Raw genomic sequence first — 20,780 nt, 5'->3', positions numbered from 1 at the left:
TCTCCGAGGCGTGCCCGCTGGCATGGCCGTGTGCTCGTGCGGCGATTGACGGCAGGTCAGGCCTTGACAAGGTCTTTTGCAAACCACAATGCTTTGCAAAACTACGTATCACGTCACAGCAGTGGCGGCCGTCGGCCGCCGCCCATCAGGGAGTCCCCATGATTGCCGCCGAATCCGGCGCTGCGGCCGCTACGCCGCCGCCTTCCCCCCTCGCGAAACTGGCCCTCTTCGGTGCCGCCTTCCTCGCCATGCTCGACCTGTCGATCAGTATGGTCGCGCTCCCGGCCCTTCGGGACGGCCTGCAGGCTTCGCTCTCCGGTCTCCAGTGGACCGTCGACGCCTACACGCTCTGCTTCGCCGGCCTCCTCCTGGTCGGCGGCCTCATCTCCGACCGGCTCGGGCACCGGACGGCACTCCTGTTGAGCGTCACGCTCTTCGTGGTGGGCTCCGCCGTCTGCACCGGCGCCCCGAACCTCGGGGTTTTGATCACTGGCCGGGCCATCCAGGGCGCGGCCGCGGCCGTCCTGGTGCCGGGCTGCATGGCCCTGATTGCCCACCTCTTCCCGGACCCGGCCCAGCGGGTGAAGATGCTCGGCCTTTGGAGTGCGCTCTCCGGCATCGCGGTCGCCCTCGGCCCTGTGATCGGCGGCACGTTAGTCGACCTCGCCGGCTGGCGGACCATCTTTGGGATCAACCTGCCGCTCGGCGCCGTGGTCCTGTTCTGCGCCGCGAAGGCTCTCCCCGTCACCCAGGCCCAGCGCGGCCGCCGCCTCGACGTGGCCGGAGTGGTCCTGGGCATCGTCTGGGCCTTCTCGCTGGCGTTCGCGGTGATCGAGGGTGGCTCCCGAGGCTGGGGCTCGCCGCTGATCATCGGCGCGTTCGCGGTCGCCGCCCTCGGCCTGGCAGCGTTCCTGGTGGTCGAGAGCCGTGCCGAGCATGCCATGCTGCCGCTGTCGCTGTTCCGCCTGCCGGTCTTCGCCGCCGCCGGAGCCACCGCCTTCGTGCTGGGCTGCTCGCTCTCCACTGCCTTCTACTTCCTGTCGCTGTACCTGCAGCAGGTGCTCGACTACTCGCCGATGAAGGCCGGTCTGGGCTTCCTGCCCGCGGCCGCGGCCATGGCCCTGGCGGCGCGCTACGCCGCCAAGCTCGCGGCCACGTTCAAGCCCCGAACGATCACTGTGACCGGCCTCGGCGCCGGCATGATCGGCCTGGCGGGCCTCGCCTTCACTGGTCCTGACACCCCGTTCGCCTTGGTGGGCGTCGCCTTGGTGCTGATCGGCGCCGGCCTCGGCATCGCGATCCCGCACAACAACAGCACCGCGCTGGGCTCCGTCCCGCCCACCTCGGCGGGCGCGGCCTCCGGCACCATCCAGACCCTGATGCAGTTCGGCACGGTGATCGGCATCGCCGTCCTCGGCGCGGTGCAGGCGGGTGGCTTCCACGACGCCCTGCGGGAACGGCTCGCCGGCCTCGGCGTGGGCGCCGACGCGGCCCGGCAAGCGGTGGACGCCATCTCCGAGGGGACCGTCCCCGCGCTCGAAGGGGTCCAGCCGAAGACGCTGGTGGAGGCCGTCTCCGACACCTTCGCGCACGGTCTGCAGCACTCCTGGGCTGTAGCGGCCGTGATCGCGGCCGTCGGCGCGCTCGCCGTTCTGCTGGTGCGTCCGGCGCCCGCACCTCCGGCCGCCGCCCCGGCCACCGCGGCCGAGCCCACCAAGGCTGGTGCCGCCAACTAGCACCTCGCGCCGCCCTGTCCGGCGACCTACCCCAAAGCCGCCTCCCCGACCTCGCGCTTCCCCCGTCGCGAGTTCGGGGAGGCGTTTTTTCGCGTGCGCCGGGGAAAGGCCCGAACGGCTGTGATCGCTATCACTTCCCAGCTCGACGGGCCCTCGCTATATTGAATTCCTGATGCCGACTCATGGCATTCGATCTGCTATTTAGAAATCTCGATCGATGATTAGTGGACTCGATTCGGGAGAAGTTTGGGGGAATTGTGGTCGACGCGCATCCGATCGACCGGGGGGACGCGGCCGATCCCGTGCACCGCAGGTTCGAGCATTGGGCCGCCCGGACGCCCGAGGCTCCCGCGCTGTCTCAGGGCGGCCGGGTGACCAGCTACCGCGAGCTCAACGAACGGGCCAACCGGCTGGCAGCGTGGCTGGCCGAGCGCGGCGCCGGTCCAGAAATCATCGTCGGCGTTTGTCTGCCCCGCGGCCCCGAGCTGGCGATGGCCGCGCTCGCCGTACTGAAGTCGGGCGCCGCCTATCTCCCGCTCGACCCGGAGCACCTCTCGCAGCGTTCGGTACGCGCCTTGAATGCGGCCGATTCCCCGCTGGTGCTGACCACCGCAGAATTCGCCGGCGCGCTCTCCGGGGCCCGGGCCGAGGTGGTCGACATAGCTGCCGTGGAGCTGTCCGGATACTCGCCGATGAATTCCGAACGGGAATTCCGGCCGGGCGACCTGGCCTACGTCGTATTCACCTCCGGATCGACCGGTGAGCCCAAGGGCGTCCTGGTGGAGCACGGCTCGCTGGCCAATCTGGCGGCCTGGGACCGCGAGGCCGCGACGCTGGGCCCGGAGGATCGCGGCACCCTGATCGCCTCGCCGGGCTTCGACGCTTCGGTCTGGGAGCTTTGGCCACCGCTGGCCTGCGGCGCGTCGCTCGCGGTACCCGACCGCGAGACGCTGCTGGTGCCGGCGCGGCTGCGGGACTGGCTGCTGCGCGAGGGGATCACCGTCGCCTTCCTGCCCACGCCGTTGGCCGAGCGGCTGATCGGCCTCACCTGGCCGGCCGACGCGCCGCTGCGCGTCCTGCGTACCGGCGGCGACCGCCTGCACCTGCGCCCGGCCGCCGACCTGCCGTTCGTCCTGGTCAACAACTATGGACCGTCCGAGAACACCGTCGTCGCGACCGCCGGCGCGGTCGCCCCGGACGCGGCGGGTGACGCGCTCCCGTCGATCGGCTGGCCCATCGCGGGCACCGAACTGCGCATCCTGGACGCCGAGATGGCGCCTGTCGCGGACGGGGTCGTGGGGGAGATCTTCCTGAGCGGCCCCGGCCTGGCCCGCGGGTACCTGGGCCGACCGGACCTCACGGCCGAGCGCTTCGTCCCGGACCCGCGCCCGGTGATGCCGGGCGCCAGGCTCTACCGCACCGGTGACCTCGGGCGCCGACTCCCGGACGGCTCGGTAGAGTTCGCCGGCCGGGGCGACGACCAGGTCAAGATCCGCGGCCGCCGGATCGAGCCCGGTGAGGTCACCGGAGTGCTGCTCGGTCTGCCCGGGGTGGCCGCCGCGCACGTGGGCGTGCACGTTCCCAGGCCGTCCGCCGACCCGGAGTTGGTCGCGTACGTGGTGCCGGCCGGTGGACCGGGCGACCCGGCCACGCTGCGGGCCGAGCTGGCAAGAGCCCTGCCTGACTACTTGGTGCCGCGTCACCTGGTGCTGCTGGGGGCCCTGCCGACCAACGCCAGCGGGAAGGTCGACCGCCGGGCGCTGCCGCCCGTCGACCGTTCGGCCGCCCCCGCCGCGGCCGAGCGGCCCGGCGGATCGCCGAGCACCGACCTAGAACGGAAGATCGTCGCGATCTGGCAGGAACTGCTGCATCTGGACGCCGTTGGCCTGGACGATGGCTTCTTCGAGCTCGGCGGCCACTCGCTGCTGCTGGCCGACGTGCACAGCCGCCTCTGCGTCGAATACGGGCCCGGCCTGCCGCTGGTTGCGCTGTTCGAGCACCCCACGCCGCGCAGCCTCGCCGGCTACCTCCTCATCCGCGGTTCGGCCGGGGAGGCCGACCCGGCCGCGCCCCCGGCACAGCCCGCCGCCGACACCGGGAGCGTGGCCGGCCAGTCCCGGCTCGGCGGCCGTTCCCGGCTGCGCAGCGCGGCCCAGGCCCGCCGCCGCAGCCTGGCCGAAGCCCCGACGGAACAGTGATGGAGAACAGCATGACCGAACTGACAGCCGCCGAACCGACAGCCGAGTACGACAGCCCGTTCCTCGCCGTCGTCGGCATGGCAGGCCGGTTCCCGGGCGCGGCCGACGTGGCGGAGTTCTGGACGAACCTGTGCGGCGGCGTCGAGTCGATCACCCGGATCGGCCGGGACCCGGACAACGGCCCCGGCGGCGCGGACGGGTACGTCCCGGCCTACGGACTGCTGGACGACGCGGACCTCTTTGACCCGGAGTTCTTCGGCTTCTCCCAGCGGGAGGCCTTGATCACCGACCCGCAGCACCGGCTGTTCCTGGAGTGCGTGCACCAGGCGCTGGAGAACGCCGGGTACGACCCCGCGGCCTACCCGGGCGAAATCGGCCTGTTCGCTGGCGGCAGCACTACCCGCTACCAGGCGGCCCTGGAAGCCCAGCGTGAGGCGATGCCGTTCCTGGACGACTGGCAGATCCGGCTGGCCACCGCACCCGACTTCCTGGCCACCCGGGTCGCGCACAAGCTCCGGTTACGGGGCCCGGTGGCGACCGTGCAGAGCGCCTGCTCGACCTCGCTGGTCGCGATCCACCTGGCCGCCCAGGCCCTGCTGGCGGGGGAGTGCACCATCGCCTTGGCCGGTGGCGCCGCCGTGCACCCGCAGGCCCCGCGCGGCTCGTACACCGAGGGCGGCATCGTCACCAGCGACGGCAAAGTCCGGGCGTTCGACGCGGCCGGTGCCGGCACGGTCGGAGCAAGCGCCGTGGGCGTGGTCGTGCTCAAGACGCTGAGCGACGCGCTCGCGGACGGCGACCGCATCCACGCGGTGCTGCGCGGCACCGCGGTCAACAACGACGGCGGCGACAAGATCGGCTTCACCGCGCCGAGCGTGGAGGGCCAGGCTAAGGCCATCCGCGCCGCGCACGTGGTGGCCGAGGTCGACCCCGCCACGATCACCTACGTCGAGGCGCACGGTACCGGTACGCCGCTCGGCGACCCGATCGAGGTCGCCGCACTGACCAAGGCGTTCCGGGCCGGCGGCGCCGAGGGCCGGGGCTTCTGCGCGCTCGGCTCGGTGAAGACCAACATCGGCCACGCCGACGCCGCGGCGGGCGTCACTGGCTTCATCAAAGCCGTCCTGTGCGTGGAGCATGGTGTCCTGCCACCGAGCCTCAACTTCGAGCACCCCAACCCGCAGATCGACTGGGCGGACAGCCCGTTCAGCGTGGTGACCGAGCGGACCGAGTGGAAGCCGGCCGGGCTGCCCCGCCGTGCCGGGGTGAGCGCGCTGGGGCTGGGCGGCACCAATGTGCACGCCGTCCTGGAACAGCCGCCGGCCCGGCCGGAGCGCGCGCCGGACGGTCGTCCGCAGCTCGTCCCGCTATCCGCCCGCAGCGAGGCCACCCTGAAGACCGCGGTCGGGCTGCTCGGTGCCCGGCTCGCCGCGCGGCCCACCCTGCCGCTGGGCGACGTCGCCTGGACGCTCCAGCAGGGCCGCGCGGCCCATCGGGTGCGCGGGTTCGCCGTTGCCCGGGACACCGCGGACGCGGCGCGGATCCTCTCCGGCGGCGAACCGGGCCGCCTGGTCCGCGGCACCGCCCCGGCCGAGGTGTCGGTGCCGGTCTTCCTGTTCCCCGGGCAGGGTAGCCAGCACGTCGGCATGGCGCGCGAACTCTACGCCCGGGAGCCCGAGTTCCGCCGCCGGCTGGACGAGGGCTGCGAACTGGCCGCCCGGACCCTCGGGTTGGACCTGCGGGACGTGTTCTTCCCGCAGGAGCGCGGGAGCGACTCCGACGAGGCGGAACAGCTGCTCGGCACCATCCGGGTGAGCCAGCCCGCGGTGTTCGTGGTCGAGTACGCGCTGGCCATGCTCTGGCGCTCGTGGGGCATCCGTCCCGGTGCCGTCGTGGGCCACAGCCTTGGCGCCTGGGCCGCCGCCTGCGTGGCCGGGGTCTTCACCCTGCCGGACGCCGTCCGCCTGGTGGTCGAGCGCGGCCGACTGCTGCAGGGCCTGCCGCAGGGCACCATGCTGGCGCTCGAATTGCCCGAGCACGAGGCCGCCGTACTACTGCCGGAGGGCCTTTCGGTCGCGGCGGTCAACGGGCCGGGCCGGTGCACCATCTCCGGGCGCAGGGAGTTGATCGAGCAGTTCGCGACCGACCTCAAGGAGCAGGGCATCGAGGGGCGCCTGCTGCACATCGCGACCGCCGGGCACTCGCCGCTGGTCGAGCCGATCATGGCGGAGTTCGAGGCTGCAGTCGCCGCAGTGCCTCGGCAGCGGCCGCAGGTCCCCTTCCTCTCTGACACCACCGGCGACTGGGTCACCGACGAGGTCACCAACCCGTCCTACTGGTCCGCGCACCTGCGGCGGCCGGTACGCTTCGGTCAGGCGCTCACCACCCTGTTCGACGGCCCGGACCGGATCCTCTTGGAGGTCGGACCGGGCCGGACGCTGGCCTCGTTGGCGCGGCAGCACCCAGGCATCGGCGCCGGCCACCGGGTGATCCAGTCCCTGCCCCACCCCAACGACGAGTCCTCCGACCACGAGGCGTTCCTCACCGCGGTCGGACGGCTGTGGCTCGCGGGCGTCGCCGTCGACTGGGCCCGTATGCAGGGGGGCCGCGGTCACCACCGGGTCGAGCTTCCCGGCTACCCGTTCGAGCGGCGGCGGTTCCTGGTGGAGCCGGCCCGGCCTGGGCGCTCGGCGGCGGGCGCCGTCCACCTGGGCGAGGCCGAGCCTGGTCCGGCGCAGGTCGGGGCCGACCCGGCGGACGGCTCCGAGGCGCTCTCCGCGCTCGCCGGGGACGGTCCGGAGAGCCGGATCTCCGGCGCGTTCGCCGAGATCCTCGGGCTGTCACACCTCGACCGCCACGAGAACTTCTTCGACCTGGGCGGGGACTCGCTGATCGCTACCCGGCTCGCCGGGTGGATCAGGGACGAGTTCGCCGTCGAGCTGTCCGTCCGGGACGTGTTCCTGGCACCGACGGTCGCCGGTCTCGCCGCAGCCGTCGAGGAACGCCTGGCCGGCTGACCTGATGCCCAGACCCGCCCAATTCACCGATCGGAAAACCATGTTCGACGACAACCCCGACCGCCGGTTCCGGGTGCTCCGCAATGCCGAGGACCAGTACTCGCTCTGGCCGGAGGACCGGACCGCGCCCGACGGCTGGGCGGACGCGGGCCCACGAGGCACCCGTGACGAGTGCCTCACCGCAATCACCGGGCTCTGGACAGACCTGCGCCCGCTGAGCCGGCGAGAGGCGGCGGCGCGATGACCGACGTCCGGCCCGGCGCCCGTCGCGTTGGCTCACCCTGGCTGATCGGCCGCAAGTGGCCCGACGGTACGCCGGTGCGGCTGTACTTCTTCCCGCACAGCGGCGGCTCACCGGGGGAGTACATCCGCTGGGCCGGGCAGCTGCCGGAGGCCGAGGTCTGGGGGATCCAGGCCCCCGGCCGCGGCTCGCGGATCGCTGAGGCGCCGCTGACCGCGATGCCCGAGCTGGTGGAGGACCTGGTCCGGTCCGCCGAGTTCGGGACGCCCGCGGTCTTCTTCGGGCACAGCCTGGGCGCGCTGACGGCCTTCGAGACCGCCCGGGCGCTGCGCGCGGCAGGGCTGCCCGGTCCATCGGCGCTCGTGGTGTCGGCCTGCCCGGCCCCCGATCGCAAGCGGGGCCGTGCGTCGGTGCGCGACCTGCCTGACAGTGAACTGCTGGAGATCATCAACCAGCGGTATGGCGGCTTGCCCCCGGAGGTCACCCGGGACCAGGCCCTGCTGGAGTTGATCATGCCCTACTACCGGGCCGACTTCACCGTCTACGAAACCTACCAGTACGCACCGGGTGAGCCGCTGGGCGTGCCGCTGCACGTGGTCGGCGGCGATCAGGACATCCCCACCGAACTCCTGTCCGCCTGGGCCGGGTTCACCACCAGTGACTCGTCCCTCACCATCCTGCCCGGCGGCCACTTCTACTTCCGCGACCCCGCCCAGCACGCCCGGCTGCTCCGGCTGCTGACGGACGTCACCGACGCCGCGCGCCGCTGACGGCGGCGGGCCCGGACCCGCCCACGGACAACACCCCCCCGGTTACCCGGTCGGGCACTACCCGTGCCCGACCGGTCGCCGGGCTGCTCGCGCGGCTGCGCACCCGCGCCGCGCCGAGCGCACATTCCGCTGACACATGGAGGAATCGACCATGCCCCTCACCGACGTCATCAGCGGCATGCACCGGGAGATCGGGGCCCGCAAGGCCGTCCCGCGCCGCCTGCTGATGTGCCGCCCGCAGTACTACGGCGTGACCTACCGCATCAACCCCTGGATGCACCCGGACAAGCCGGTCGACACCGACCTCGCCCTGCTCCAGTGGGAGCAGCTGCGCGAGCTGTACGAGTCGCTCGGCCACACCATCGAGGTGATCGACCCGATCGACGGCCTCCCGGACATGGTGTTCGCGGCCAACGGCGCCACCGTTGTGGACGGCAAGGTCCTTGGCGCCCGGTTCCGGCACGCGGAGCGGACCGCCGAAGGGCCCGCGTACCTGGACTGGTTCGTCCGCAACGGCTACCAGGACGTCCTGTGGCCGGAGTACATCAACGAGGGCGAGGGCGACCTGCTTCTGGTCGGCCGCCGCATCTTGGCCGGCGCAGGCTTCCGTACGGACCAACGCGCGCACGCCGAGGCGCAGGAGTTCTTCGGCCTGCCGGTGACCAGCCTCACGCTGGTGAACCCGAACCACTACCACCTGGACACCGCACTCGCGGTGCTCTCGCCGGACGAGGTCATGTACTGGCCGGAGGCCTTCACATCCGGCAGCCAGGCGGTCCTGCGTGAGCTGTTCCCCGATGCCGTGCTGGCCTCCGAGGAGGACGCTGCGGTGTTTGGTCTGAACGCGTTCTCGGACGGCCGGAACGTCCTGCTGCCGTCGGCCGCCACCGGCCTGATCGACTCCCTGCGCAAGCGCGGCTTCAATCCGATCGGGGTGGAGCTCGGCGAGCTGCTCAAGGCCGGGGGCAGCGTCAAGTGCTGCACGCTGGAGCTGCGTTCCGCCTGACCGGCATCCCGGCGACGGTACGGGGCTCCCGCTGTCCTTGGCGTCCTCGCCAGCCTACTCGGACGGCGTCTCGGCCCACTCGGCCGAGGCGCTCCCTGACCCCGTCGACCATGGAGGCGGCGGGGTGCCCGGGCCGAAGATCTCGGCCACGCCCAGTTCCTTGAACGGCGGGATGTCGTCCTCGGGGACGATCCCGCCGCCGAACACCCCGATGTCCTCGGCCTGCTGCTCCTTGAAGAGTTCGGTGACCCCTTGAACAGCGGCAGGTGGGCGCCGGAGAGGATGGACAGGCCGATCCCCGCCGCGTCCTCCTGGACGGCCGCGTCCACGATCGACTCCGGGGTCTGCTTGAGCCCGGTGAGGATGACCTCCATGCCGGCGTCCCGCGGTGCCCGGGCGATCACCTTCGCGCCGCGGTCGTGGCCCTCCAGGCCGGGTTTGCCGATCACCACACGGATCGGCTCGCCGCGGACGGAGGGGTCAGTGGTCGTGGTGCCTCCGGAGTCGTGTCTGCCGTGATCAAGCTTCACCAGGCCGGCGACGGTTGGCGGGGGCGCCCGGCGGAATAGGCATGGAAGACTGGATTGTCAGAAATACCCTGCCGTCGCATCGCTGCAGTGCGGCGAAACGACGGCTCCCGGCGGTGATCATCGACGAGCCGGTGGGAGAGCATGGGACACACGACGGTTCCCCGTCGTCCTCGGCCCGACCCGCTGCACCGCCCGTATCCCGGGTGTTCGACGGCAGCCGGTCGTCGTGGGCCACCCAGCAGCGGTCAACCGAAGGAGCAACCATGGGCGTGCCGGGTCGGTACCCGTTCGATGCCGGTATCCACCCGACCGGCTACACCACCAAAGTGTGGACCATGCGTCAGCTCGCGGGCCTGCGCAGCGCGACCACCACCAATGAGCGTTTCAAGTACCTGCTGGGGCTGGGTGAGACGGGCCTGTCGCTCGCCTTCGACCTGCCCACCCAACTCGGGCTCGACCCGGACGACCCGCAGGCCTACGGCGAGGTCGGCCGCACCGGTGTGTCCATCGCCACCGTCGACGACTTGGCGGAGGTGTTCCGCGAGATCCCGCTCGATCAGGTGTCGGTGTCGATGACCATCAACGCCACCGCGCCGATGCTGTTGGCGATGTGGATCGTCGTTGCCCAGGAATCGGGTGTAGACCCGGCGAAACTGCGCGGCACGCTGCAGAACGAGATGCTGAAGGAGTTCCTTGCCCGCAAGGCCTTCGTCTTCGACATCGACACCAGTATGCGCTACTCGCTGGACGTGCTGGAGCACTGCATCCACCGGCTGCCCGGAGTCAACGGCGTCTCACTGTCGGGCGGGCACGCCCGTGAGGCCGGCGCCAATCGCAGCCTCGAAGTGGCCTGCGGCATCGCCGACGCGGAGACCTACCTCGAGGGCATGATGGCCCGGGGGCTGTCCGCCGACGCGGTGGCCCGGCGGTTCAGCTTCATCTTCGGCGCCCACATGGAACTCCTGGCCGAGGCGGCGAAGTTCCGCGTCGCCCGGTCGGTGTACGCGCGCCGGCTGAACGAGCGCTACGGCGTCACCGACGAGCGGGCGATGAAGATGCGCATCCAGGTCAACACCTTCGGCTCGACGCTCGCCCACCAAGAGCCGCTCAACAACGTGGTCCGGGCCGCCCTGCAGGGGCTGGCCGCGGTGCTCGGAGGCGTCCAGTCGCTGCACATCTGCAGCTTCGACGAGGCCCACCAGACGCCCGGCGAGCTCGGTGCCCGGATCGCCCTGCGGACCCATCAGATCCTCGCGCAGGAGACCGACGTCGCCCAGTACGTGGACCCGCTTGGCGGCTCTGAGGTGATCGAGCGGATCACCACAGAGCTGACTGTGGAGGTCGAGGACTGGCTGAAGCGGATCGAGGACCGCGGCGGCATGCTGGGCTGCATCCGCAGCGGCTGGCTGGAGGGCGAGGTCGAGGAGCTCGCGTACCGGGACACTGGTCCGAAGGTCGGCGTCCAGGACGAGCTCAGGTCTGAGCTGGAGCAGGAGATTCTTCGCCGCGAGCGTCACGAGGCGCCGCAGGCCGTCCAGAGGACCGTCGTGCGCCGTGAGTGCGGTCCCGAGCTCGCCCGGCTCCGAGAGGCCGCACTGGCCGGGGTCAATGTGCTGCCGGCGCTGATCGACGCCGCCCGTGCCCGCGCCACGATCGGGCAGATGCGCGAGGCGATGGCGCCGGAGGATTGAGACGTCGTTTCTTATGGCGTGATCGTTCTTTGATTCTTTCATGGCGGATCTGGTCGAGCGGTTGGTGCCGGACGAGTTGCGGGCTGTTCCGGCGGGTGGTGCCGCCGACAGTGGTGATACGTCGCAGGGCGGGGGCCGACGTCGAGCAGGTGACCGCGAGGTTCTGGCCGCGATCATCTTCGTGGCGACCTCGGGTCGCACCCGGCGGCAACTGCCGCCGGTGTTCGGCCCGGCCTGGCACACGGTCTACCGGCGATTCGCCCAGTGGAGCCGGGACCGGGTCTGGGCCCGGCTCCATCGCGTGATCCTCGACGAACTCGGAGCGCGAGGCGAGCTGGACTGGTCGCGGTGCACGATCGACTCGGTCAGTCCGAGGGCAGCAAAAGGGGGCCTTTGACTGGACCGAATCCGACCGACCGCGGCAAACTCGGATCGAAGATCCACCTGATCACCGACCGGAACGGACTGCCGCTGTCCCTGGGCATCTCCGGTCCGAACACGCACGACAGTCAGGGTTCGGAGCCGCATGTCCGGGGCATCCCGCCCATCCGTTCCCGCCCGCGGCCCTCGGCGCCGGAAGCCGGCGAAACTGCACGGCGAAAAGGGATACGACTACGACCACCTGCGCCGGCGGCTCCGCGAGCACCGCATCGCGCGCAAGGGCATCGAGTCCTCACAACGGTTGGGCCGTCACCGCTGGGTGGTGGAGAGAACCGTGTCCTGAAGCGGCACGCCGTATGTCGGTTCAGTTCCGCGTGAGCGGAGCGGACCCTTCCATCAGGCACTCCCAGACCTGATTGAGCGGACGACGATGTCGGCCGTGTAGAGCCGCACGAGATCGTACGACCCACGCGCGCAGGGGCCACCGATGCCGAGGCGCAGGCCCCACGATGTCCACGCCGTTGACGCGAGCGGTTCCGGCGAGTCTTTTGCAGGCCGGTATCTTCGGCTCAGCGCACGCCGTCATTCGCTTCTCCGCTCTGCGAACGGCGCCGGCCGGTCCGTTGCGGGGCGCCGCCGTTAGCTCGTACAACTGCGCCGAGGGCTCGCAAGGTGCGCAACACCGGCCCAGCCGGGGCCAACGCCCGACCGTGACGCGCGGGGCGGCCTACGGTGCGCCGGGTGCAAGGTGCGGAGCGGGTTGCCGACTCGAGGTCCGGGACGACGGGGGCCTGCCTCGGCGCGGACCATCTGCGGCTGGCTCCGGCACTTCTTCGCCTCGGCCAGCCTTTCCAGGGGCGTGTCCATGTCGGACATGGCCGAGTGGCTGGGACACCGCGACCCGCGCATCACGCTCGAGACGTGCGCGCACCGACGCGCCCGAGTGGCTCAGGCCGGGCAGACGGAGCTGACCCTGCCTCTGGAGTTCGACGCGCTCGCCGCAGTGGCCTGACGCCAGTCGATGAGACGTGCGGCCGGCAGCCCCCGGGGAGGGTTGTCGGCCGCACGCATTCGATCACCCATCGCCATCCGGTCCGTGTCTGAATGCCCGAGTTCAAATGCTCCGTAGTCAGCACCAAGACAGCACGGGAGAGGTGGGCAGGGGTGCTGACATGGGCTTTCAGGTCAGCACCCAACCAGCACGGGAGCCGGAACCCCACCGTCAAAACAGGGCACCCACTGCCATACCTGACATGAGTCTGTGGGGGCTGTCGACCGACATTCAGGAGGCTCTCGACCGGATCGGAAGGCTTCCGCCGCGCCCCACATGGTGCCCGCCCGCACCCCCGTACCCCGAACTATGGTGTCCCGCCACATACGCGGTCGACCTGGGCGTTCCTACGGTGTGGCGACACGCAAACGTCCCCCCGTATCCGCTCGGAAGTGGTGCACATGGCCGCCGCAACACACGCTCCCACGCCGCCCGGCTCGCTCAAGCGCATCGTCGCCGCGAGCCTCATCGGCACCACCATCGAGTGGTATGACTTTTTCTTGTACGGGTCGGCCGCGGCGCTGGTGTTCAACAAGCTGTTCTTCCCCGACTCCGATCCGCTCGTCGGCACGCTGCTGTCGTTCCTCACCTACGCGGTGGGGTTCGCCGCGCGGCCGCTCGGGGCGCTGGTGTTCGGGCACTACGGGGACCGGCTCGGGCGCAAGAAGCTGCTGGTGCTGAGCCTGCTGATGATGGGCGGGGCGACGTTCGCGATCGGGCTGCTGCCGACGCACGCGACCGTGGGTTCCGCCGCGCCGCTGCTGCTGACGGCGCTGCGGCTCGTACAGGGCTTCGCGCTCGGCGGCGAGTGGGGCGGCGCCGTGCTGCTCGTCTCCGAGCATGGCGACGCGAAGCGGCGCGGGTTCTGGGCGTCGTGGCCGCAGACCGGCGCGCCGGCCGGGCAGTTGCTCGCCACCGGTGTGCTGTCCGCGCTGACCGCGCTGCTCTCCGACGAGGCGTTCGGGGCGTGGGGCTGGCGCGTGCCGTTCCTGCTCTCCGGCGTCCTCGTGATGGTCGGCCTGTGGATCCGGCTGTCCGTCGACGAGTCGCCCGTCTTCAAGGCCGCGCTCGCCGCCGCCGAGGAGCGCAAGACAGGCGCCGCCGAGGCCGAGAAGATGCCGCTGGTCGCCGTGCTCCGGGACCACTGGCGCGATGTGCTCATCGCGATGGGCGCCCGGATGGCCGAGAACATCTCGTACTACGTCATCACCGCGTTCATCCTCGTCTACGCGACCGCCCACACCGGCCTGTCCAAGCAGACCGCCCTCAACGCCGTCCTCATCGGCTCCGCCGTCCACTTCGCCGTCATCCCGGCGTGGGGCGCGCTGTCCGACCGGATCGGGCGGCGGCCCGTCTATCTGATCGGCGCGGTCGGCGTCGGCCTGTGGATGTTCCCGTTCTTCGCGCTCATCGACCACGGCGCCTTCGGCAGCCTGCTGCTCGCCGTCACCGTCGGCCTGGTCCTGCACGGTGCGATGTACGCCCCGCAGGCGGCCTTCTTCTCCGAGATGTTCGCGACCCGGATGCGTTACTCCGGCGCCTCCATCGGCGCCCAGTTCTCCTCGGTCGCCGCCGGTGCCCCCGCCCCGCTGATCGCGACCGCGCTCCTCGACGGCTACGACGACTCCACCCCGATCGCGCTGTACGTGATCGCCGCCTCGCTCCTCACGATCGTCGCCCTCGTCTGTGCCCGCGAGACCCGCCACCGCGACCTCGCCGACGTCGCCGACGACCGGACCTCCGCCGCCAAGGCCCACGCCGAGGTCTGACCCCCAGGCGGCCCCACGCGGCCCCACGCCTCCACAACGCGGGTACGACGGCGCGGCCAGGACCGACGGAAGGGCCCCTCATCCTCCCGAGGGGCCCTTCCGTCATGCCGTCACGCCGTCATGCGGCCGTGCCGTCACGCGGTTCCACCGGCGCGCGGCCCGCGGCGCGCACTCCGGTCCGCTCCGGCGGCGAACCGGCGTACGGTCACTCGCACGTCACCTTGTCCCGTGGTGTGTAGTGCGTCGCGAACGTCTCGCGCTTCACCTCGGTGCCGCCGTTCTTGAACACCCGGTCCACCGTGATGTCGAAGCCCTCCAGTGGATCCTGTGCCTGGCACGTGGCGCCGCTGCCGGTCCGGACCCCCGGCGCCGTGATGTGGGTGCGCGGGCCCGCGACCGCCTCCACCGAGTCGTACTTCTTCGTCCCGAGGAAGGTCACCGTCACCGACGAATCCGTCGAACTCGCCTTGATGTAGAGCGGCTTGCCCGTGTCGTTGCGGAACCTCAGGTCCAGCGAGCCCCAGGCCACCGTCGCCTCCCGGCCCGCCGGGTAGCGCTCGATGTAGAAGGAGTGGGCGCCGTGCTCGACCGGCTGGACGCCGGCGAAGAAGAGCGCGTTGTAGACGGTCGTCGCCACCGCCGAGACACCGCCGCCCGGCGCCAGCTGGTAGCGGCCGTCGAGGATCATGGTGCCGTCGACGAAGCCGTTGGCCGGGGTGCGTTCGCCGACCGTCCGGTTGAAGCTCCACTCCTCGCCCGGCTGGACCAGTGAACCGTTGATCAGCTCGACCGCGCGGCCGATGTTGGTCGTCCGGTACGGGGCGGTCGGGAAGTTCACCGTGAACGTCGACATCTGCTCGGTGATCCCAAGCTGCGCCAGGCTTCCCGAGGACAGCCGCGGCGGGGTGGCGGTGGTCGTGACCGGGCCGGTACGGGCGGCGTCGCCCTTCTTCGTGAGCAGCGGTTCCACCGCCGCGCCGAGGGCCTCGGCGCTCACCTGGCGACCGGACCGGCCCTCCTGCTCCACGACCACCTTGCCGTCCCGCACACCGAGCCGGGCCTCGACGGGGCTGCCGGTGAAGGAGTCCAGTCGGCGGGCCACGGCGGGGTCCTTCATCAGACCGGAGGCGTCGAGCGACGAGCCGAGCCGGCCTTTTTCCGCCGTCACCTTCAGATGGGCGGAGAGCGTGGCCGGCGAGATCGACAGCCGCTGGTCGCCCGAGGTGAGGGTGACCGGCCCCGACACGGCGGGCTCGGCGAAGTCCTTCACGAACCGGGCGATCTCGGCGGCCCGCACCTTCGGGTGGGTGACCGACACCGGCAGCAGGACGGGAGAGGCGCCCGCGCCGACCGGGGGGTAGGCGGTACGCAGGGCGTCGACCGCCTTGTCCGCGTCCAGGCTCTGCCCGTCGCGCGGCCGGGTCACCACGGTCTTGCCGTTCTCGAAGGCCACCGCACCCTCGCGCACCGTGCGATCCGTCTTCTTCGCAACGGCCGCGACCGCCGCGTGCGCCTTCGGGACGTCGAAGGACACGACCGGCTCGATGTCGCGGCTGCCCGGCGAGAAGAGCCGGCCGATCACCGTGACCGGGTCGCGGGACGGGTCGGCGGCCCGCTGCGCCGTGGCCGCGGCGTCGATGGCGAGCCCGACGGACTCCGGGGCCACCGTGGTCGTCGTGTCGCCGATGGCGACCTTGATCGGATCGTTCCAGGCGGCGGGGGCGGCCGAGGCCAGCCGGGCGGCGGCCTCGGCGCGGCTCAGGCCGCCGATGTCGATCCCGCTCACCCGGGTGCCCGCGGATATGTCGTCCCCGGTGGCGACGAGACCCGCCACGTACAGTCCGCCGGCCGCGGCGGCGACCACACCGGTCGCGAGGGCCGTCTTGCGCAGAGGGCGGCGGCGTCCGTGCCGGCCTCTGGCGGCGGTACGGACGTTGGTCGTGGAGCGGTGCACACACCCTCCCGGTGCGAAATGGGATCGGAAGGAACCGGCCGCCGCACGAACCGGGCGCACTCCGGCCTTGAGGAGCCGAAGAGAGCGAGGAGACCAAGAGGCAGAGGCGGCCGAGGAGGCCGGGCCGAGCCAAGGGGAATCCGGGCGTGCGCGAGCGGAGCCGGGGCAGGTTCCGTGCGGGGGCAACCCGGCCACGATACGCCGAATGGGGTAAACGGTCTATATGATCTCTTTCTTCCGTCGGCGACTCCGGTCTCGCCGCCTCTCGATCTAAGGTGGATCGGTGTCCACGTCTCCGATCGGTCCCCAGTCAGTCGATCGCGCGCTCGCTCTGCTCGATGCCGTCGCCGACGCCGAGCGACCCGTCGGAGCCAAGACCCTGGCCCGTACCCTCGGCTGCGCGTTGTCGACCGTCTACCACCTGGCCGGCCCCCTGATCGCCCGCGGTCACCTCGTCCGCACCCCCGAGGGCTACGCGCCCGGACCGCGCGTCCCCGCCCTGCACCGCGCCTACCAGCGCCACCACGGCCTCGGCGGCCCGGTCGCCACCCTCCTCGGCCATCTGCGCCGCACCGCCGGCGCCGAGGCGTACTTCACCACCTACCGGGACGGCCGCATCACCGTCCTCGACACCACCGCGCCCGTCACCGACACCGGCCACCCCTTCACCCCCGGCCCCGAGTCCCGCGCCCACGCCACCGCCCACGGCAAGGTCCTGCTCGCCGGACTGCCTCGCGCCGCGCGCCGCCGCTACCTCGACGAGCACGGCATGGCCCGGTTCACCGACCGTACGATCACCAGCCCCGAACGCTTCGAGGCGGAACTGGCCCGGGTACGCGAGAGCGGCGTCGCCGTCTCGGTGGGGGAGGCGGACCCCGCGTACACCTGCCTCGCCACCGTGCTCCCCGAGCGCGCGGACGGCATCACGCACGCGCTGTCCGTGTCCCTCCCCACCGCCGACTTCCGACGGCGGCACGGCGAGGTACGGGCCGCCCTGGCCCGGGCCGTCCCGCTCTTCGTGCCGTTCCTCGACGCGGGCGGGGATCAGGCCCCGCCGGAACCGTGCGGGATTCCGACCCTGCCGGAATCCTGAGCCGCCCGGCTGGCGGCGGGCCCGGGCAGGCCGCACCGTGGAGGCATGATCTTCATCGCCGTACGATTCACCGCCCGCCCCGACGTCGCCGACGCCTGGCTGGAGCACGTCGCCGACTTCACCAACTCCACCCGCGCCGAGCCCGGCAACCTCTTCTTCGACTGGTCGCGCGGTGTCGAAGACCCGAACCAGTGGGTTCTCCTGGAGGGCTTCGCCGACGACGAAGCCGGTGCGACGCACGTCGCCTCCGACCACTTCAAGGCCGGTCTCGAGACCATGGGCGCCCTGATCGCCTCCACCCCCGAGATCATCCACGTGAACTCGCCGGAGCTGCAGGGCTGGGGCCCCATGGGCGAACTCGCCCGCTGAGTCCGCTGAGTCCGCGACTCGGCCGGGTCCGTCGAGTGCGCTGGTCCGCCGGGCCGGCCGAGCCGCCTGAGCAGGTAGTGCCCGCCGCCCCCCGGCGTACTCGCCGAACCCGCCGGAGTTCCCCGGGCGGTTGCCGCACACGGCGACCGCCCGTCTCCGTTTTCCGGGCCCCGAGGCTTCCGACGGGCCGACGGGCCGACGGGCCGACGGGTCGGCGGGTCGACGGGTCGACGCGTCGCCCGGCGGGTTCGCGAGCTGGGAAGACCCCCTGCCGACCCCGGCGAAATCCGAGTGCGTCCGTCGTGCCGGCCGTGCCACGATGACGCCGGAAGGCGAGGTCCCGTGGGCGGATTGATGCGATTCGAGGAGGCACTGGTCACCTGGGTGGCCGGTGGACCCGAGGCGGAGCGGGCGGCGACGGCCGCCCGTGAACTGGCCGGCGGGGTACGCGCGGCGGTGCTGGTCGAGGGGGACAGCGACCGGGCCGCCATCGAGACGCTCGCCGCCCGCCACGGCCGCGACCTCGGCGCGGAAGGAGTCGCCGTCGTTCCGCTCGGCGGCGCCACGAACATCGGGCACTACCTCGACGTATGCGGCCCGCCCGGGCTCGGCCTCCCGCTCGCCGGGCTCTGCGACCTCGGCGAGGAGCGGCACTTCCGGCGTCATCTGGAGCGGGTCGGACTCGCGGAGCCGGGGCTCACCCCGGACGGCCTGGAAGACCTCGGCTTCCAGGTGTGCGACGCCGACCTGGAGGACGAGCTGATCCGCGCGCTCGGCGCCGACGGCGTACGCGACGTGATCGACGGCCAGGGCGAGACCCGCCCGTTCCGTACGTTCCAGGGCCAGCCCGCCCAGCGGGACCGGCCCGTCGCCCATCAGCTGCGACGCTTCATGGGTACCCACAGCGGACGCAAGGAACAGTACGCGCGGGCGCTCGTCGCCCACCTCGACCTGGCCGTCGGCGTCCCCCGCCCGCTGGAGCGGTTGCTCGCTCGCGTCTGACCCGGCCGGGCCGCCGCGGTGACCCGGACCCTCCCGGCCCCGTTCGCTGCGGCGTGCCATGCCATGATCACCCCAAACGGGCGGAAGCGTCCGGACGGAGGGGCGGTATGCGGTACCTGATGATCTTCGTCATCGCGGCTCTGGGTGTCGTGCTCGGCGCCGGCGGCATCGCCGCCCTGCGCACCGGCTGGATCCTTCCCTGGCACCGGCGCCACGTCCGGCGCCCCGTGCTCCACGGCTGGGCTCTGCTGGTCATGGGCGTGGCGTTCGCCGCCCAGGCGGCGGTTCTCCTGATCTCGTTCGAGTCCGGGCGCCTCCCGCAGACACTGCCCCTGGCCGCCTCCGGCATCCTCGTGGCAGGCGTACTGTTGCTCGGCCTCGCGCAGCGTGGCCCTTCCCGCCGCTGACCCGGGAAGGCACCGCCCGCCGCGCCGGGCTCACACCGTCCGGCCAGGAAGCGGCGCGCCGCCGGGCGATGACGTAGCACCGCGCGATGTCGTCCCGCCCCGTGGTGCCGCACCGTCACCCGGCGCCGTACCACCACGCGGTGCCGCACCGACTCCGCCCAGAGGAGGGACCGAGCCGGGCGGCCGTGCCCCGCCCTCCGAGCCGTTCGGGTGTCTCCAGCGGGCGCGCCGGCGCGCCGCGCGGTCGAATCGAGGCATGGCCCCCTTCGACAGGACCCGTACCGGCGGCTCCGTGCCGAGCGTCGCCGCCCAGGGCACATGGTGGTACGCCGCCATAGCCGGCGAGGCCGCCGACTCGTTCAGAGCCCGTGTCCGGATACGCATGCGGCGGGCCTGCCTCGCCGCGATCCTGCTGCTCACCCTCGCCTACGCCGGGCTCGTGCTCACCGCCACCGGCCGGCGCTGGGGCGACGCCGCGGTGGCCGGCCGGCTCGCCGATCCGATCGTCGCCCGCCTGCTGCGCGAGCATCCCTCGGCCCAGGGCCTGTCCACCCTCACCCTGATCCTCGCCGTCCTGCTGCTCGCGGCGACCGGCCTCCTGCGCAAGCGGTACGCGCACACCGGCGCCGCCCTCGGAACCCTCGCCGCCGCCCTCCTGGTCGCCGAACTCCTGAGGCGTTACGCGCCCGGCCCCCGCCTCGCCGGCGCCTCCGGCGCCACCGTCCCCAGCGGCTTTCCCAGCGTCTCCGGCGTGATCGCGGCGGGCGTCGCCCTCGGGCTCCTCCTCGTCGTCCCGTACCGGCTGCGCTCCGTCGCCGTCGGCCTCGGCGCCCTGTGGGCCGCCGCCCTCGGCGCGTACGGCATCGCGGCCGGCCACCACCGCCCCGGCGACGTCATCGCCGCCGATCTGCTCGTCCTCGCCGCCTACGCCGCGGCCGTCGGGGTGCTCGCCCGGGGCGGCAAGGTACGCCCGGCGCCCCGGCGCGGACTGCCCCCGCAGCGGCTCCTGGTCACCCTCCCGCTCGCCGCCCTCGCCGTCGCGGGGCTCGCCGCGGGCGGGTACCTCCTCGGCGCGAGCCTCCCCGGCTCCGGCCCCGGGCCCCTGCCCGCCGAACTGCCCCGGATCGCCCACCGCTGCGGCCAGGCCCTCGCCGCCGGAACGGGCGCCGCCGTCGCCCTCGCCCTACTGGGGATGCTGCGCCGCGTGGAACTCGACCCGGAGCCCGTCCCGTACCGGCACGCGCCCTCCGAGGCCGACCCCGACGCGGAGTTCGACCCCGACGCGGAGACCGACCCCGGCCTGGGCTCCGGCCTCGGCACCGGCCTCGCCTCCCGCCTCGGCACCGACTCCGGCCTCGGCACCGACTCCGGTCGCGGATCCGGTCTCGCCTCCCGCCGCGATACCCACCTCGATGCTCGCCACGGCGCGGGCCCCGGCACCGACGCCCCGCGTCCCGTCGATCCGCTCCGCCGGATTCCCTGGATTCCCCGGATTCCCAGGTACCCCTTTTCCCGGGGACGGGATCACGAGATATCTTGATGTCGAGCAATCTTGTAGACGCAGA

15 protein-coding genes and 2 pseudogenes are annotated in these 20,780 nt (G+C 72.3%); 15 read left to right on the top strand and 2 right to left on the bottom strand.

The genetic code is table 11. From position 1 onward, the window contains the following. Positions 1–158: 158 nt before the first annotated feature. The 6 genes from ACGFRB_RS04160 (at position 159) to ddaH (ending at position 8,968) form a co-directional block, all read left to right on the top strand. Positions 159–1,736, top strand: a complete 1,578-nt coding sequence (locus tag ACGFRB_RS04160) for an MFS transporter (protein ID WP_393238714.1) — start codon at positions 159–161, stop codon at positions 1,734–1,736. A 257-nt stretch (positions 1,737–1,993) separates the two neighbouring features. Beyond that, positions 1,994–3,934, top strand: coding sequence for an amino acid adenylation domain-containing protein (locus ACGFRB_RS04155; RefSeq protein ID WP_393238711.1), 1,941 nt, complete (start codon positions 1,994–1,996; stop codon positions 3,932–3,934). 11 nt (positions 3,935–3,945) lie between these two features. Further along, entirely contained in the window at positions 3,946–6,951 is a 3,006-nt protein-coding gene (locus tag ACGFRB_RS04150; protein ID WP_393238708.1) for a type I polyketide synthase, read from the top strand. 40 nt (positions 6,952–6,991) lie between these two features. Beyond that, complete coding sequence (locus tag ACGFRB_RS04145; RefSeq protein ID WP_363003823.1) at positions 6,992–7,195, top strand: MbtH family protein; 204 nt, start codon at positions 6,992–6,994, stop codon at positions 7,193–7,195. Further along, a complete protein-coding gene (locus ACGFRB_RS04140; protein WP_393238704.1) occupies positions 7,192–7,962 on the top strand; it encodes a thioesterase II family protein in 771 nt (256 codons plus the stop codon). Before ACGFRB_RS04145 ends, ACGFRB_RS04140 begins: the two co-directional genes overlap by 4 nt. 151 nt (positions 7,963–8,113) lie before the next feature. After that, a complete protein-coding gene (gene ddaH / locus ACGFRB_RS04135) occupies positions 8,114–8,968 on the top strand; it encodes a dimethylargininase (protein WP_393238701.1) in 855 nt (284 codons plus the stop codon). Between the two features lie 94 nt (positions 8,969–9,062). Here ddaH and ACGFRB_RS04130 read toward each other — a convergent pair. Continuing rightward, a pseudogene (locus ACGFRB_RS04130) lies at positions 9,063–9,426 on the bottom strand (cobalamin B12-binding domain-containing protein); the annotation flags it as partial. 335 nt (positions 9,427–9,761) lie between these two features. Here ACGFRB_RS04130 and ACGFRB_RS04125 point away from each other — a divergent pair. The 4 genes and pseudogenes from ACGFRB_RS04125 to ACGFRB_RS04110 all read left to right on the top strand — a co-directional run bounded on the left by ACGFRB_RS04125 (position 9,762) and on the right by ACGFRB_RS04110 (position 14,390). After that, positions 9,762–11,189, top strand: coding sequence for a methylmalonyl-CoA mutase family protein (locus ACGFRB_RS04125; protein ID WP_393238698.1), 1,428 nt, complete (start codon positions 9,762–9,764; stop codon positions 11,187–11,189). A 40-nt stretch (positions 11,190–11,229) separates the two neighbouring features. Beyond that, positions 11,230–11,910 (top strand): annotated as a pseudogene (locus ACGFRB_RS04120) (IS5 family transposase); the annotation flags it as partial. A 519-nt stretch (positions 11,911–12,429) separates the two neighbouring features. Further along, positions 12,430–12,582, top strand: coding sequence for a hypothetical protein (locus ACGFRB_RS04115; RefSeq protein ID WP_393238695.1), 153 nt, complete (start codon positions 12,430–12,432; stop codon positions 12,580–12,582). Positions 12,583–13,022: 440 nt separating this feature from the next. Beyond that, positions 13,023–14,390 (top strand): MFS transporter, encoded by a 1,368-nt coding sequence (locus ACGFRB_RS04110; RefSeq protein WP_363012668.1) that lies wholly within the window; start codon positions 13,023–13,025, stop codon positions 14,388–14,390. A gap of 205 nt (positions 14,391–14,595) precedes the next feature. Here the strand turns inward: ACGFRB_RS04110 and ACGFRB_RS04105 are convergent, their stop codons facing one another. Next, on the bottom strand, positions 14,596–16,344 hold the full coding sequence (locus tag ACGFRB_RS04105; protein ID WP_393238692.1) for a VanW family protein: 1,749 nt from the start codon (positions 16,342–16,344) through the stop codon (positions 14,596–14,598). Between the two features lie 283 nt (positions 16,345–16,627). On the opposite strand from ACGFRB_RS04105, the gene ACGFRB_RS04100 reads away from it, so the two are divergent. The 5 genes from ACGFRB_RS04100 (at position 16,628) to ACGFRB_RS04080 (ending at position 20,755) form a co-directional block, all read left to right on the top strand. Continuing rightward, positions 16,628–17,437 carry an IclR family transcriptional regulator gene (locus tag ACGFRB_RS04100; protein WP_393238689.1) on the top strand — a complete coding sequence of 270 codons (810 nt, stop codon included), beginning with the start codon at positions 16,628–16,630 and terminating at the stop codon, positions 17,435–17,437. Positions 17,438–17,482: 45 nt separating this feature from the next. Beyond that, positions 17,483–17,806, top strand: a complete 324-nt coding sequence (locus ACGFRB_RS04095) for a putative quinol monooxygenase (protein WP_363012665.1) — start codon at positions 17,483–17,485, stop codon at positions 17,804–17,806. Positions 17,807–18,160: 354 nt separating this feature from the next. After that, positions 18,161–18,808, top strand: coding sequence for a TOPRIM nucleotidyl transferase/hydrolase domain-containing protein (locus ACGFRB_RS04090; RefSeq protein WP_393238685.1), 648 nt, complete (start codon positions 18,161–18,163; stop codon positions 18,806–18,808). A gap of 107 nt (positions 18,809–18,915) precedes the next feature. After that, positions 18,916–19,215, top strand: a complete 300-nt coding sequence (locus ACGFRB_RS04085; RefSeq protein ID WP_393238682.1) for a hypothetical protein — start codon at positions 18,916–18,918, stop codon at positions 19,213–19,215. 256 nt (positions 19,216–19,471) lie between these two features. After that, positions 19,472–20,755, top strand: a complete 1,284-nt coding sequence (locus tag ACGFRB_RS04080; RefSeq protein ID WP_393238679.1) for a phosphoesterase — start codon at positions 19,472–19,474, stop codon at positions 20,753–20,755. Positions 20,756–20,780: the final 25 nt, after the last annotated feature.

Source organism: Streptomyces sp. NPDC048718 (assembly GCF_043198875.1).
Lineage (GTDB): Bacteria > Actinomycetota > Actinomycetes > Streptomycetales > Streptomycetaceae > Streptomyces.
Note: the sequence above shows the minus strand (reverse complement) of the source record. Positions and strands in the feature narration are given on the sequence as shown.

Coding starts and splice junctions, on each gene's coding strand:
- ACGFRB_RS04140 (WP_393238704.1), top strand. CDS start 7,192: ATGACCGACGTCCGGCCCGGCGCCCGTCGCGTTGGCTCACCCTGGCTG.
- ACGFRB_RS04110 (WP_363012668.1), top strand. CDS start 13,023: ATGGCCGCCGCAACACACGCTCCCACGCCGCCCGGCTCGCTCAAGCGC.
- ddaH (WP_393238701.1), top strand. CDS start 8,114: ATGCCCCTCACCGACGTCATCAGCGGCATGCACCGGGAGATCGGGGCC.
- ACGFRB_RS04090 (WP_393238685.1), top strand. CDS start 18,161: ATGCGATTCGAGGAGGCACTGGTCACCTGGGTGGCCGGTGGACCCGAG.
- ACGFRB_RS04080 (WP_393238679.1), top strand. CDS start 19,472: ATGGCCCCCTTCGACAGGACCCGTACCGGCGGCTCCGTGCCGAGCGTC.
- ACGFRB_RS04145 (WP_363003823.1), top strand. CDS start 6,992: ATGTTCGACGACAACCCCGACCGCCGGTTCCGGGTGCTCCGCAATGCC.
- ACGFRB_RS04125 (WP_393238698.1), top strand. CDS start 9,762: ATGGGCGTGCCGGGTCGGTACCCGTTCGATGCCGGTATCCACCCGACC.
- ACGFRB_RS04160 (WP_393238714.1), top strand. CDS start 159: ATGATTGCCGCCGAATCCGGCGCTGCGGCCGCTACGCCGCCGCCTTCC.
- ACGFRB_RS04085 (WP_393238682.1), top strand. CDS start 18,916: ATGCGGTACCTGATGATCTTCGTCATCGCGGCTCTGGGTGTCGTGCTC.
- ACGFRB_RS04150 (WP_393238708.1), top strand. CDS start 3,946: ATGACCGAACTGACAGCCGCCGAACCGACAGCCGAGTACGACAGCCCG.
- ACGFRB_RS04095 (WP_363012665.1), top strand. CDS start 17,483: ATGATCTTCATCGCCGTACGATTCACCGCCCGCCCCGACGTCGCCGAC.